At 62.3% G+C, this 13,512-nt stretch carries 15 protein-coding genes; 11 read left to right on the top strand and 4 right to left on the bottom strand.

Features of this window, described 5'->3' with window-relative positions:
• Positions 1 to 46: 46 nt before the first annotated feature.
• The 9 genes from EET67_RS15495 (at position 47) to EET67_RS15540 (ending at position 8,031) form a co-directional block, all read left to right on the top strand.
• Positions 47 to 781, top strand: coding sequence for a tellurite resistance TerB family protein (locus EET67_RS15495; protein ID WP_128627097.1), 735 nt, complete (start codon positions 47 to 49; stop codon positions 779 to 781).
• Positions 782 to 985: 204 nt separating this feature from the next.
• Positions 986 to 1,741, top strand: coding sequence for an SDR family oxidoreductase (locus tag EET67_RS15500; RefSeq protein WP_128627098.1), 756 nt, complete (start codon positions 986 to 988; stop codon positions 1,739 to 1,741).
• A gap of 273 nt (positions 1,742 to 2,014) precedes the next feature.
• Entirely contained in the window at positions 2,015 to 2,848 is an 834-nt protein-coding gene (gene kynA / locus EET67_RS15505; protein ID WP_128627099.1) for a tryptophan 2,3-dioxygenase, read from the top strand.
• A 43-nt stretch (positions 2,849 to 2,891) separates the two neighbouring features.
• Positions 2,892 to 4,028, top strand: a complete 1,137-nt coding sequence (locus EET67_RS15510) for an ABC transporter substrate-binding protein (protein ID WP_128627100.1) — start codon at positions 2,892 to 2,894, stop codon at positions 4,026 to 4,028.
• A gap of 214 nt (positions 4,029 to 4,242) precedes the next feature.
• On the top strand, positions 4,243 to 5,163 hold the full coding sequence (locus tag EET67_RS15520) for a branched-chain amino acid ABC transporter permease (protein WP_128627101.1): 921 nt from the start codon (positions 4,243 to 4,245) through the stop codon (positions 5,161 to 5,163).
• 11 nt (positions 5,164 to 5,174) lie between these two features.
• Positions 5,175 to 6,146: a branched-chain amino acid ABC transporter permease gene (locus tag EET67_RS15525; RefSeq protein ID WP_128627102.1), complete on the top strand. Its 972-nt coding sequence runs from the start codon at positions 5,175 to 5,177 to the stop codon at positions 6,144 to 6,146.
• Positions 6,139 to 6,888: an ABC transporter ATP-binding protein gene (locus tag EET67_RS15530; RefSeq protein ID WP_128627103.1), complete on the top strand. Its 750-nt coding sequence runs from the start codon at positions 6,139 to 6,141 to the stop codon at positions 6,886 to 6,888. The genes EET67_RS15525 and EET67_RS15530 overlap by 8 nt, the downstream gene beginning before the upstream one ends.
• Positions 6,885 to 7,571 (top strand): ABC transporter ATP-binding protein, encoded by a 687-nt coding sequence (locus tag EET67_RS15535; protein WP_128627104.1) that lies wholly within the window; start codon positions 6,885 to 6,887, stop codon positions 7,569 to 7,571. The genes EET67_RS15530 and EET67_RS15535 overlap by 4 nt, the downstream gene beginning before the upstream one ends.
• A gap of 49 nt (positions 7,572 to 7,620) precedes the next feature.
• Complete coding sequence (locus tag EET67_RS15540; RefSeq protein ID WP_128627105.1) at positions 7,621 to 8,031, top strand: RidA family protein; 411 nt, start codon at positions 7,621 to 7,623, stop codon at positions 8,029 to 8,031.
• A 46-nt stretch (positions 8,032 to 8,077) separates the two neighbouring features.
• Here EET67_RS15540 and EET67_RS15545 read toward each other — a convergent pair whose 3' ends face one another.
• Positions 8,078 to 9,274 carry a pyridoxal phosphate-dependent aminotransferase gene (locus EET67_RS15545; protein WP_128627106.1) on the bottom strand — a complete coding sequence of 399 codons (1,197 nt, stop codon included), beginning with the start codon at positions 9,272 to 9,274 and terminating at the stop codon, positions 8,078 to 8,080.
• Between the two features lie 83 nt (positions 9,275 to 9,357).
• Here EET67_RS15545 and EET67_RS15550 point away from each other — a divergent pair, with 83 nt between their 5' ends.
• On the top strand, positions 9,358 to 10,044 hold the full coding sequence (locus EET67_RS15550) for a GNAT family N-acetyltransferase (protein ID WP_128627107.1): 687 nt from the start codon (positions 9,358 to 9,360) through the stop codon (positions 10,042 to 10,044).
• Positions 10,045 to 10,117: 73 nt separating this feature from the next.
• On the top strand, positions 10,118 to 10,321 hold the full coding sequence (locus tag EET67_RS15555; RefSeq protein WP_128627108.1) for a hypothetical protein: 204 nt from the start codon (positions 10,118 to 10,120) through the stop codon (positions 10,319 to 10,321).
• Here the strand turns inward: EET67_RS15555 and EET67_RS15560 are convergent.
• From EET67_RS15560 to EET67_RS15570, 3 genes are all read right to left on the bottom strand, one after another.
• Positions 10,318 to 11,388, bottom strand: a complete 1,071-nt coding sequence (locus tag EET67_RS15560; RefSeq protein ID WP_245450944.1) for a nickel/cobalt transporter — start codon at positions 11,386 to 11,388, stop codon at positions 10,318 to 10,320. The genes EET67_RS15555 and EET67_RS15560 overlap by 4 nt on opposite strands.
• A 9-nt stretch (positions 11,389 to 11,397) precedes the next feature.
• Entirely contained in the window at positions 11,398 to 12,075 is a 678-nt protein-coding gene (locus EET67_RS15565; protein WP_128627109.1) for a DUF1007 family protein, read from the bottom strand.
• A gap of 177 nt (positions 12,076 to 12,252) precedes the next feature.
• Positions 12,253 to 13,152, bottom strand: coding sequence for a LysR family transcriptional regulator (locus EET67_RS15570; RefSeq protein WP_128627110.1), 900 nt, complete (start codon positions 13,150 to 13,152; stop codon positions 12,253 to 12,255).
• Positions 13,153 to 13,512 lie beyond the last annotated feature (360 nt).

Here is a 13,512-nt window from a genome sequence, read left to right on the forward strand (position 1 = left end):
ACCTGCAAACCAGCCCGTTCCGGGCTTGCCATCGCCGGAGGTGTTGATGTTCGATCCCAAGAAGCTGCTCGATGATCTTCTCGGTTCCAACGTGCCGGGCACGCAAGGAACGGTTCGCGACAAGGCCGGACAGGCCGTGCAGCTTGCAAAGGACAATCCGCTGGCAACTGGCGCCATTGCCGCGGTGCTGCTTGGCACCAAGACCGGCCGGGGCCTGACCGGATCGGCACTCAAGCTTGGCGGGCTCGCTGCCGTCGCCGGGCTCGCCTACAAGGCCTATCAGAACTACCAGTCTGGCAAGCAGCCGGCTGAGGCTGCGCCGGTAAATCAGCCGGAGCTGCTTCCCGCACCCGCCGATACCAGCTTCCATCCGTCTCAGGCGCCGCAAGGCGAGGGCGAATTCGCGCTCACCCTGGTGCGGGCGATGATCGCAGCGGCCAAGGCCGATGGCCATATCGACGAGGAGGAACGCCGCAAGATCGGCGACAAGCTCAGCCTTGCCGGCATCGGCAGCGAGGCGGAAGATTTCCTGCGTTCCGAACTCGAGCGGCCGCTCGACCTCGACGAGCTTGTCGCCGCTGCCCGATCGGATGCGCAGAAGATCGAGATCTACACTGCCTCGCGCCTGACTATCGACCCCGACACGCGCACCGAGCGCGGCTACCTCGACATGCTTGCCGGCCGGCTGCAGCTTCCCGACGCGCTGATCGACCATATCGAATCCACCGTTTCGGCGGCCAAGGTCGAGATCAAGGAAGCGAACCCCTCCAGCCCCTGGTGATTGCCCGGCGGACGACATTAAGGTTGCATTAACCCTTCGGGCGCATGCTTTTCAGTGCTCGGATCGGCTTTCCTCCTCCCAAGCACGATTCGGATCAGGGGGCGGTCGCCAATGGCCGCCCTTTGGTTGATGACACTTTGTTGCGACTTGCCACGCAATCCCTCATTTGCGATGCCTTAGCCTTTCCTGGGAAGGGCCGGCATCATGGATAACGGAAAAACCGCAATCGTCACCGGAGCTGGAACTGGTATCGGCAAGGCGGTCGCCACGGCCTTGCTGCGGGCCGGCTGGAATACCGTGTTCTGCGGCAGGCGCAAGCCGTTGCTGGATGAAGCCATTGCTGAGGTAGGACAAACGCAAGCGCAGGCACTTGCCGTCGCCTGTGACATTACCCGGCCGGGCGAGGTCGATCGCCTGTTCGCTGAGACGACGGCCACCTTCGGGCGGGTCGACCTCCTCTTCAATAATGCTGGCATGGGCTACAAGTCGACCACGATCGACGAGATCCCGGTCGAGGTGTGGAACGATGTCGTCGCGGTCAATCTCACCGGCTCCTTCCTGTGCGCTCGCGCGGCATTCGCCGCCATGCGCCGGCAGCAGCCGCAGGGCGGACGCATCATCAATAATGGTTCTGTGTCGGCCCATGCGCCCCGGCCCGGCTCGGTGCCCTATACGGCGACCAAGCATGCCATCACCGGCCTCACCAGGACGCTGGCGCTGGATGGGCGGCCCTTCGACATTGCCTGCGGCCAGATAGATATCGGCAATGCGCTGACAGAAATGGCGATGCCGATGACGGTGGGCGTGCTGCAGCCCAATGGCACGATCGCGCCCGAGGCTGTCATGGAGGTCGAGCGCGTAGCCGAGGCCGTGCTTTACATGGCCGGGTTGCCGCTCGATGCCAATGTGCTGTTCATGACGGTGATGGCGACCAAGATGCCTTTCGTCGGCCGCGGCTAGGGTGTGCTGATATTCAGGTGAAGGCGGCCTGCAAATGGCGCTTTTCTGCGCTTCCAGTGCCCACGTACTTCAAGTACGCTCCGCTCTGGTTCTCGAAAATCACCATTTTCGGCTCACCCTGACCTGAATCTCCACGCGCCCCGAGCTAAGACTGGCAGATGGCCGGGAGCAGATACTTCAATCCTAAAATTTCATGCTTGAAATGAAATGGCTCCGGTGCAATTCTAGCTGCGGGCAGGGGCGTATCGTATCCTGGCCCTCTTTGGGGGAGGCATGACGAAGTCCGACAATCCCGCGCTGGGCGCGCAGTTGGAATTCCGGGGCCGCATGGCTTATGCGGATTATCTGCATCTGGAGAAGGTGCTCGATGCGCAATCGCCACTGTCGAGCGCGCATGACGAGCTTTTGTTCATCATCCAGCACCAGACCTCCGAATTGTGGATGAAGCTTGCCATCCATGAGGTCCGCTCGGCCATCCAGGCGATCCGCAAGGACGATCTGCAGCCGGCTTTCAAGATGCTGACACGCGTTGCGCGCATCTTCGAACAGCTGAACAATGCCTGGGACGTGCTGCGCACCATGACGCCGAGCGAATATACCGAGTTTCGCGGCGCGCTCGGGCAGTCGTCCGGCTTCCAGTCCTACCAGTATCGCGCCATCGAATTTCTTGCAGGAAACCGCAATCTGGTGATGCTGAAGCCGCATGAGCACCGGCCTGAAGTGATGGCGGCGCTGGAATCCATTCTTTCGCAGCCAAGTCTCTACGACGAAGCGCTGCTCTTGCTGTCGCGGCAGGGTTTCGACATCGGCGCCGATGCGCAGCGCACCGACTGGCGCGAGACGCGGCCGGAAAGTACCGAAGTGTTGGCGGCGTGGCGGCAGATCTATCGCGAGCCGGGCAAATACTGGACACTCTATGAGCTGGCCGAAAAGCTGGTCGATTTCGAAGATTATTTCCGTCGCTGGCGTTTCAACCACGTCACCACGGTGGAGCGCATCATCGGCCTCAAGCGCGGAACCGGTGGAACGGCCGGTGTTTCTTATCTGCGCAAGATGCTGGAGGTTGAACTGTTTCCTGAACTCTGGAAAGTTCGCACCGAGCTTTAGTTTCAACCGGATCAATCAAAGTAAAATCAAAAGGGAGAACACGATGAGGAAAATTCTGGCTGCAAGCCTGCTCGGCCTGTCGCTGTCGGCCGCCGGCCTTGCCAATGCCGAGCCGGTCAAGGTCGGCATGATCACCACTCTGTCGGGCGGCGGCGCGGGACTGGGCATCGACGCGCGCGACGGCTTCATGCTGGCGCTCAAGAATGCGGGCGCAACCGACATAGAGGTGGTGACGGAAGACGATGCCCAGAAGCCGGAACTTGCCGTGCAGATCGCCGACAAGATGATCCAGAGCGACAAGGTCGATATCCTCACCGGCATCATCTGGTCCAACCTTGCCATGGCCGTCGTGCCCAATGCGGTCGCGCAGGGCAAGTTCTACCTCTCGGTCAATGCCGGCCCTTCGGCGCTCGCCGGCGAGAAGTGCAACCAGAACTATTTCAACGTCGCCTATCAGAACGACAATTTCCATGAGGCGATGGGGCAATACGCCAACAAGGACTATAAGAAGACCTTCATCATGGCGCCCAACTATCCGGCCGGCACCGATGCGCTGACCGGCTTCAAGCGCTACTACAAGGGTGAGCTTGCCGGCGAGGTCTACACCAAGGTCGGCCAGACCGACTATGCCGCCGAGATCGCGCAGATCCGCGCTTCCGGCGCCGATTCCGTGTTCATCTTCCTGCCGGGCGGCATGGGCATCGCCTTTACCAAGCAATATGCGCAGTCTGGCGTCGGCATTCCGCTGCTCGGGCCGGGCTTCTCGTTCAGCCAGGATGTGCTGGCGGCGATCGGCGATGCAGCACTCGGCGTGAAGAACTCGGCCTCATGGGCCAAGGACCTCGACAACGAAGCCAACAAGAAGTTCGTCGAAACCTTCCAGGCCGAATATGGCAGGCTGCCTTCGGTCTATGCCGCGCAGGCCTATGACACCGGCAATCTGATCGTCTCGGCCGCCGCCAAGGCCAGCGTCAAGGATGCCGATGCCTTCCGCGCCGCGCTCAAGGAAGCGAAATTCGACTCAGTGCGCGGCAAGTTCAAGTTCAACACCAACAACCACCCGATCCAGGATCTCTATGTGCGTGAAGTGGTCAAGGAAGGTGATGTGCTGACCAACAAGATCATCGGCACCAGCTTCACCGACCATGAGGACGCCTACGCCAAAGACTGCAAGATGTAGTCTTCGTCCCGAGGAATGAGAGTGGTGCCCGGCCGATTAGCTTGGCACCGGCCCCTCACCCTTACCCTCTCCCCGTAAACCGGGAGAGGGGGACGGGAGCGTCGTAGCAAGCCTCCTTCTCCCTGCCTGCGGGGAGAAGGTCCCGACAGGGGGATGAGGGGCAGCGCGGCGCAACAAGCAAAGAAACCGACCAGCCAAACCGGAAACCTGATTTTTGTCCACCGCTCTCATCATCGAGCAATTGCTGAACGGCCTGCAATTCGGCGTCATGCTGTTTCTGATGGCGGCGGGGTTGACGCTGATTTTCGGTGTCATGGGTCTGATCAATCTGGCGCATGGCTCGCTCTACATGATCGGCGCCTTCGCCTGCGCGGTGGTGGCAGCGGCCACCGGGTCCTTCTGGCTCGGCCTGGCCGCAAGTCTGGTTGCGGCAGCAGCGGCCGGCGCGCTGGTCGAGCTTGCGGTCATCCGCCGGCTCTATGACCGCGACCATCTCGACCAGGTGCTGGCGACTTTCGCGCTGATCCTGATCTTTTCGGAAGGCGCGCGCTGGGTCTTCGGCTCGTTTCCACTTTATCTCGACATTCCGCCGGTGTTGCAGGGCGCGGTTTCCCTGCTCGGTGGCGCGCATTACCAGCTTTATCGCCTTGCCATCATCGGCGTCGGCATCGTCGTGGCGGCCGGCCTCTATCTGCTGATCTCGCGCACCCGGCTTGGCATGCGCATTCGCGCCGGCCAGTCCGACCGCGAGATGATCGCCGCACTCGGCGTGGATATCGGCACGCTCTATACGGTGGTCTTTGCGCTGGGCGCGGCACTTGCCGGCCTTGCCGGCGCGCTGGTGGGTGCTTTGCAATCGGTTCAGGTCGGCATGGGCGAGCCTGTGCTGATCCTTGCCTTCGTGGTCATCGTCATCGGTGGCATCGGCTCGGTGAAGGGTGCGCTGGTTGGCGCGATCCTCGTCGGCGTGGTCGATACGCTCGGGCGCTTCCTGCTGCCCAAGCTCTTCGCCATCTTCCTCGGTCCGGCCGAAGGTGCCACCACCGGGGCCGCCGTCGCTTCGATGCTGATCTATATCGTCATGGCGCTCATTCTGGCGTTCCGGCCCAAGGGCCTGTTCGCGGCAAACACATGACGGCTGGCGCGATGAACCGCGAAACCCTGTTCAACACCGTGCTTGCCGTGTTGCTGCTGGTGCTACCGCTCGCGGCCGTCGCCATCGGCGAGCCTTTTTATGTCACGCTGGCAACCCGCATGGCGATCCTGGCGCTTGCTGCTGTCGGGCTCAACCTGGCACTCGGATTGGGCGGGCTGGTGTCCTTCGGCCATGCTGCCTTTTTCGGCATTGGCGGCTATGTCGCCGGCATTTTCGCCAGCCATGCCTTCAACCAAGAGCCGATGCTCTTCGGTTTCGAGGGCAGCGACCAGATGCCCGTCATCTGGCTGTCTGCCATGCTGGTCAGCGCGCTGGTGGCGGTGCCAATCGGCGCCATCAGCCTGCGCACCTCGGGCGTCTATTTCATCATGATCACGCTCGCCTTCGCGCAGATGATCTATTATTTCGCCATTTCCTGGCCGGCCTATGGCGGCGAGGACGGGCTGTCGATCCTCACCCGCAACGCATTTCCGGGCCTCAACACCGCGCAGCCGATCAGTTTCTTCCTGATCTGCTACGGGCTTTTGATGGCCGGGCTGCTCTTGTTCTGGTTCGTGCGCAATTCGCGCTTTGGTGCCGCCCTCCAGGCCGCAAGGCAGAACGAGGCGCGGGTGGCTGCGGTCGGCATTGCGCCGTTCCGCATCAGGCTTGCGGCTTTCGCCATGTCGGCGGCCATCACCGGTGTTGCCGGGGCGCTGTTTGCCGATCTCAACCGCTTCGCCAGCCCTTCCATGCTGTCATGGCAGATGTCGGGCGAACTCATCGTGCTCATCGTGCTTGGCGGCACCGCGCGCCTGTTCGGGCCTGTCGCCGGCGCGATATTGTTCGTGCTGTTTGAATTCGCGCTAGGCGGGCTCACGGAGCGCTGGCAACTGTTCCTTGGGCTCATCCTGCTTGGCGTCGTCCTGTTTGCGCGCGGCGGGCTGATCGGCCTGTTTGCCGGAAAGGCGCGCCATGGCTGAGACGGTGCTTTCCATCCGCGACCTGCGCAAGACATTCGGCGCGCTGAAAGCGACTGATGGCGTCAGCCTTGATCTGCGCGTCGGTGAAATCCACGCGCTGATCGGCCCCAACGGCGCCGGCAAGACGACGCTGATCCATCAGATTTCCGGCTCGATCAAACCCGATCACGGCACCATCCATTTCCGTGGCGAGGATATCAGCCGGCTCGGCGTTGCCGAGCGCGCCCGCCGCGGGCTTGGCCGCAGCTTTCAGATATCGTCGCTGGCACCGGAATTTTCGGCCCTGCGCAATGTCATGCTCGCCGTACAGGCGCGGCAGGGCTCCAGCTTCCGCTTCTTTCGCCCGGTGATGACCGACCGCTCGCTGATCGAGCCGGCCATGGCGGTTCTGGAGCAGACAGGGCTTGGCTCACGCGCGCATCTGCCGGCTGCGGAGCTTTCGCATGGCGAGCGCCGGCAGCTCGAAATCGCCATTGCGCTAGCGCTCGGCTCCAAGGCCTTCCTGTTCGACGAGCCGATGGCCGGCATGGGCCCGGAAGGCTCGCGCCAGCTCACCGCTTTCCTCGACCGTCTGCGGGCGCAAGCGCCGATCCTGCTGGTCGAGCACGACATGGAGGCGGTGTTCGCGCTCGCAGACCGCATCTCCGTTCTGGTCTATGGCCGCGTGATTGCCAGCGGCACGGTGGATGAAATCCGCAACGATGCGGAGGTTCGCCGCGCCTATCTGGGGGAGGCGTCATGAGCCTGCTTCAGGTATCCGGGCTGGAGACCTTCTATGGTGCCTCGCAGGCGCTGTTCGGCGTCGAGCTTTCGCTGGAAGAGGGCGAGGTCGTGGCGCTGATGGGGCGCAACGGCATGGGCAAGACGACGACGATAGGTTCCATCATCGGCATCCTGCGCCCGCGTGCCGGCTCTGTGCGCCTGTCGGGTCGCGAAGTCGCCGGCATGAGCGCGCATCGCATCGCCCGGCTTGGCATCGGCCTTGTGCCGGAAGGACGCCGCTGTTTCCCCAATCTCACCGTGCGCGAAAATCTAGTCGCGGCCGCAAGACCGGGCGTATGGACCATCGAGCGGGTCAACGAACTCTTTCCGCGGCTGCAGGAACGGCATGCCCAATATGCCAATACGCTGTCGGGTGGCGAGCAGCAGATGCTGGCCATCGGCCGGGCGCTGATGACCAATCCGCGGCTGCTCATCCTCGATGAGGCGACGGAAGGGCTGGCGCCGGTGATCCGGCAGGACATATGGGCGGCCATCCGCCGCCTGAAGCAGGAAGGACAGTCGATCCTGGTGGTCGACAAGACGCTCGCCGAACTGCTGCCGGTGGCCGATAGCTGCTTCGTGCTCGAAAAGGGCAAAACCGTCTTCTCTGGGCGCGCGGCGGAACTGACCGCCGACCTGCAGGACCGCTATCTCGGCGTCTGAGACGCCGCCTTCTTCAGTTCAGAATTTTTGCTAATCGGAGATCATGGCTATGACCGTACCGACCCCTCATCAGATACTTCATCCTGCCGGCTGGAAGGCAGCCAAGGGCTATGCCAACGGCATCGTCGCGCAGGGCCGCACCGTCTATGTCGGCGGCCAGATCGGCTGGACCGGCGATCAGATATTCGAGGCCAAGGACTTGCCCAGCCAGGTGCGCCAGACCCTGCAAAATGTCGTCGATGTCGTGCGCGAGGCCGGCGGTGTGCCTGAGCATCTGGTCAAGATGACTTGGTTCATCACCAGCAAGAGCGACTATCTCGCCAATGTGAAGGCGGTGGGCGACGCCTATCGCAGCGTCATGGGCAAGCATTTCCCGGCCATGGCCATGGTGGAGGTCTCGGCTCTGATCGAGGATGAGGCTCAGGTCGAGATCGAGGCGGTCGCCGTTGTTCCGGCTTGAGCTGCATGATCGCCAGATCGTGCTTCAACAATGACATGCCGGGCGCCTATTCGTTGCGCCCGGTCTCCAGGAATTTCTTCATCCGCTCCAGCGCGCGCAGGATATTTTCTTCGGAATTGGCATAGGACAGGCGCAGATAGCCTTCGCCCAGAATGCCGAAATCCGGCCCGCCGATCAGCGCCACGCCTGATTCCTCAAGCAAGGCCGAGGCCAGTTTCTTGGCCTTCCAGCCGGTCTCCCCGACATTGGGGAAGGCATAGAACGCGCCCTTGGGCGTGATGCAGGAAACGCCCGGCAAATCGTTCAGGCCCTCCACCACCACCTTTCGCCGGTTGTCGAAGGCGCGCATCATTTTTTCAACCTCGTCCTGCGGCCCGTCGATCGCCGCAATGCCGGCATATTGGCTCGGCGTGTTGACGCAGGACCAGCAATTGATCGCAAGCTTGCGCACCTTGTCGAGCAGGTGGCCGCTTGCCGGCGTGTTCGGCCAGATCGACCAGCCCATGCGCCAGCCCGTCATCGCCCAGGTCTTCGACCAGCCATTGAGTACGACCAGCCGCTCGCGGACTTGCGGAAACTGCAGCAGCGAGCAGTGCGTCTCGCCGTCATAAGTCATCGCGTCGTAGATCTCGTCGGAGAGGATCGCGACGTGGGGATGCGCCTCCAGCCCCTTCACAAGTTTTTCAATCTCCGCCCGTGGTGTCACGCCGCCGGTCGGGTTGGCGGGGGAGTTGAGGATCAGGAGCCGTGTCTTCGGCGTGATCAGCGAAAGCGTCTCCTCGGCCGAGAAGGCAAAACCATTGGCCTCGCGCATGGGCACCGGCACCGGCGTGGCGCCGGTGAATTCGATCATCGAGCGATAGATCGGGAAGCCGGGGTCGGGATAGAGGATCTCCGTTCCCGCCTCGCCGAACATCAGGATCGTGGCGAACATGGTCGGCTTGCCGCCGGGCATGATCATCACCGCTTCGGGCGACACTTCCACGCCGGTCATCATCAGCGTGCGGCGCACCACCGCCTCGCGCGTGGCAAGCAGGCCGTTTGCTGGCGTATAACCATGATGGCCGTCACGCAGCGCCTTGATTGCCGCCTCCACTATATGGGCGGGCGTGCTGAAATCCGGCTGGCCGATGCCCAGATTGACGATGTCGCGGCCTCGCTGAGCAAGGGCGGTTGCCCGCGCCAGCACCGCAAATGCATTCTCCTCGCCAAGCCGGTCGAAGGCGGGAACTGTTTGGAGCATTTTTCCTGTCCGTCTGGTTCTTTTGCGCACTTCCTGTTTTTGTGAGGGTCAGGCGATAAATGTCAATTGCGAGGAGCGTGCCGATGCCTCAGGAGCTGAAAAACTGGACGCCGCGTTCGCGGCCGGCCCGCGAAGTGCTGGAAGGGCACTATGTCCGGCTGGAGCCGCTCGATGCGCAAAAGCACGGCGACGGCCTGTTCGAAGCCTCCAGCGTTGCTGATGCCGACAGCCGTTTCCGCTGGCTGTTCGATGTGCCGCCGGAAAACCGGCAGGCGTTCCAGCCCTGGCTGGAAAATGCCGCCGCCAGCGAGGATCCGCTCTTTTTCACCGTTATCGACAAGGCAAGCGGCAGGATCGGCGGTCGCCAGACGCTGATGCGCATCGATCCCAAACATGGCGTGGCGGAGATCGGCAATGTCTATTGGGGGCCGCTGATTTCACGCACGCCCGCGGCCACGGAAGCGCAATTCCTGTTCACGCAATATGTGTTCGATCAGCTTGGCTATCGTCGCTACGAATGGAAATGCCACAATGAGAACCTGCCGTCGAAGCGCGCCGCCGAGCGCTTCGGCTTCAAGTTCGAGGGCATCTTCCGCAATCATATGGTCGCCAAGGGTGCAAACCGCGACACGGCCTGGTATTCGATCATCGATGCCGAATGGCCTGCGCTGAAACGCGCCTATGAGAGCTGGCTCGATCCGGCTAATTTCGACGCAGAAGGAAACCAGAGGCGACGGCTGGAGGATTTCCGTGCCGAGGCCGGCGCCTGATCCGCACGCCAGGGCATGGATGGAAACCGGAATTCCGGTTGTGCTGATCCGACGCCCAACACAGGATGGATCGATGGACCGGAAAAACCGTAATGCGCTGATCGCCGCCGCATGCATCATGCTTGGCTTCGGTCTGTTCGCCTTCTACCTGCCCAATATCATGTTGGCGGTGGGAGAGGTCTCGACGGTCGCTGCGGCTGCGGTGGGCGTATTTTTCGTTGCCGCCTTTTTCCTGATCTTCTGGCTGCGCAGTCGCAGCCAGAATAAAACGCGCTAAGCTGAAAGGCTGGCCGTCAGCAACAGCATTCCCAGCAGGAACACCAGGCCCGCACCGGCGATCTCGATCGTGGTGTGGACGCGGTTTCCCGCCCTGCCGTCACCGGCAATGGCCACGGCCCAGTTCTTGGCGGTCACGGCCAGCGTCGCCAGCGCCGAAACGGTGATGGCGGTGCCGAGCGCCATGGCGAAGACCGATAGCACGCCGCCAGCCCATAGACCGTTGAGGAAGGCGAAGGTCAGCACGATCAGCGCGCCGGAGCAGGGGCGCAGGCCGACCGCGCCGACAGCCGCCCAGGCACTTTTCCAGCTGAAGCGGTCGCCCGAGATCAAGGCCGGGTCGGGCGCATGGGCATGGCCGCAACTGGCGCAGACTTCACCCGGTGCATGATTGTGGCCGTGGCCATGGTGGTCGTGATGGTCATGGCCGTGGTGATGATCGTGGTCATCATGGTGGTGATCGTGATGGGCATGCGCATGTGCGGCTGAGAGGCTGCGGGCCGGCTGGCGGCGCAGCAGCGGGGCGGCCTTGCGCCAGAGCAGCCAGGCGCCGAAGGCGGTGATCAGCGCATAGCTGGTGATTTCCATGAACCATGTCGCATTGGTCATGGAGATCGAGCTTCCGCGTAACAACAGGAACAGTGCGGTCATCATGGCGATAGCCGTCAATGCCTGGAGGAACGCCGAAACGAAGGAAAGCATGATGCCGCGCCGCAGCGCCACTTCGTTGGCGAGCATATAGGAGGAAATGACAGCCTTGCCGTGGCCGGGGCCGGCGGCATGGAAGATGCCATAGGCGAATGACAGGCCGACCAGCAACCACATCTGGCTGCCGTCGTCGCGCATCGCCTTCAGGGCACCGGTTAGCGAGCGGTAAAAACCCTGCTGCTGGAGATTGATCCAGTTCATCCAGGAGCCGAACAGGCCGGTAGAGGGCACCACCGCCTCATTGGTGCCGATGCCGAGCGAGCTTTGCGCATGGGCGAGGCCTGCCAGATGCGTCAGCACATAGGTCGCGGCGAGCATCGCAAGGGCCGCACGAATGGTGGTCTTCTTCACCTTGTCAATTCCTTGGGTCTATTCCCGGAGCCTATCCTTGGCGGTGCAGTTCAGTTCGAGCCGGGTCGCGAAGATCTTGCTCATGTCGGTGCCGGCCGGGTCGTTGAAGAAAGCCTCGGTCAGCGTCGACTGGTTCTGCGCGATGGCCTCGTCCGGGTCGGGGCGGATGACGCTGCGCGTGCAACCTGCAGGCATGTCAGCCACGGCCATGTTCTCGTCCTCGACGAAATCGATCGCGGTGTAGAAGGTCGGGTCGTAGACGCCGAAATCCACCTTGCCGTCCAGCTTCAGCGGCGCCTTCGGCTCGGATTCGAACAGGATGATGAGCTGGTCGTCCTGGTAATTGGCCATCAGTTGGGCCGGCGGTTTCATTTCCACGTCCTTGCCATTGGTGGTGACGATCTGGAAATAGCCGAACTCGGCCAGCGAGGCATAAACCGTATCCGACACTTCCTTCAGCTCGGCATCGTCGAGCTTCAAATCGGCATTCTTGTCGAATTCCATCAGCACGGTGCTGGAGAACAGGTCGTCGAAACGCCACAGATGCCGCAGCGACTTCACGGTCCCGTCGCCATTCACCATCACATCCAGCCGGGCTTCGGCAAAGACATGCGGATGGACGCTCGCCGGCACGGTCGAAACCAGCAACGAGGCGGCGGCGCAAGCCAGTAGCGCGATTGGCATTTTCACAGGCATTGCCGAATTTGTCCCAGGCGAGTCAGCACGCCAGAGCAATACCAGAAAGCTGGCCAAATTGGGACGCTTAGCCTCCCCGTCCGTCATCGCGTCACACTGCGAGGCGCAGCAAGCAGCGTATCCGGGACCCATTCCCGCAACTTTGCCGCTGAGGTATCGGTCTTGGCTCGACCCGGCTCAGCCCTTGTCGCGCGGCTTGAACCATTGGGCGAGGAAATCGACCAGCACACGCACCTTTGCCGGCAGATAGCGGCGATGCGGATAGACGGCGAAAATACCGGCCCCGTGCAGAATATGCTCGTCCAGCACCGCCACCAGTCTGCCGCTTTCCAGGTCAGGCTCAGCGATGAAGTCGGGCAAGGTGGCATAGCCCAGCCCCGCCAGTGCTGCTGCGCGCGCCGCAAGCGGGCTGTTCACCTCCATTGGGCCGGCAACCGAAACGCTGATCGCCTCGCCATCGGCGCCGGCAAAGGGCCAGTTCGACAGATAGCGGCCATTGGTGTCGATGATGCAGGGCAGCTGCGCCAGGTCTTGCGGGCGGGTCGGCGCGCCGAAGCGCTCGATCAGATCTGGCGAGGCGCATAGCCGGGTCGAAAACGGCGCTAGCCGGCGCGCGATCAGCGACGAATTCTCCAGCCGCGAAATGCGGATCGCCAGGTCGAAGCCTTCCTCCACCAGATCGACGAAGCGGTCATCGAGCTGGATATCCAGCACGATATCGGGATGGGCCTTGGCGAAATCGATCAGCGATTGGCCGACCGGCGCGTCGGCGAAGGTACGCGGCGCTGACAGCTTGATTCGCCCGCGCACATCGCCGGATGATTCGCGCACCGCATCGGCGAGGTTGTCCACCTCGCGCACGATCTCGGAGGCGCGCTGGTAATAGGTGTGGCCGGCTTCCGTCAGCGAGAACTGCCGCGTCGTGCGGTTGAGCAGCAGCGCGCCGAGCTCGTCCTCCAGTTCGCGAACATATTTGGAAAGCAATGCCTTGGAGCGCCCGATCTTGCGGGCTGCGGCCGAAAATCCCTCTGCCTCCACGACATCGATGAAGGCGCGCATGCGGGTCAAGGTGTCCATGGCAGAGCTTTGTTCGAGCCGGAGTATTTTTACAAGCCGCAATACGATTTTTGTTGATTGTGACGGCGCCGCTGCCTATATCGCGCTTGCCCAAAGTCGCACGTGCCTGTGGGTGTCCGCCGATCCTCGAATGGTGAGGGCAATCGGTAAGGTAGCTGGAGAAACCTCCAGTCGGTCTGACGGCCAACCGTCAAATCGAGGACACCTTGAAGCAACGACGGTGCGGGCCTTTCTGGTGTTCTGCCGGTTGTCCAAAAACCGGAGTTACTGAAGAGGCACACCCTCATTGCCGGCAGTGCGGAACGGGGTCTCCCATTTCCAAGCCAAGGCAGACAAAGCGAACCGAGGCCGGGCAAGGCC

The organism is Borborobacter arsenicus (assembly GCF_003934165.1).
In the GTDB taxonomy this organism is placed as follows: Bacteria; Pseudomonadota; Alphaproteobacteria; order Rhizobiales; family Rhizobiaceae; genus Pseudaminobacter; species Pseudaminobacter arsenicus.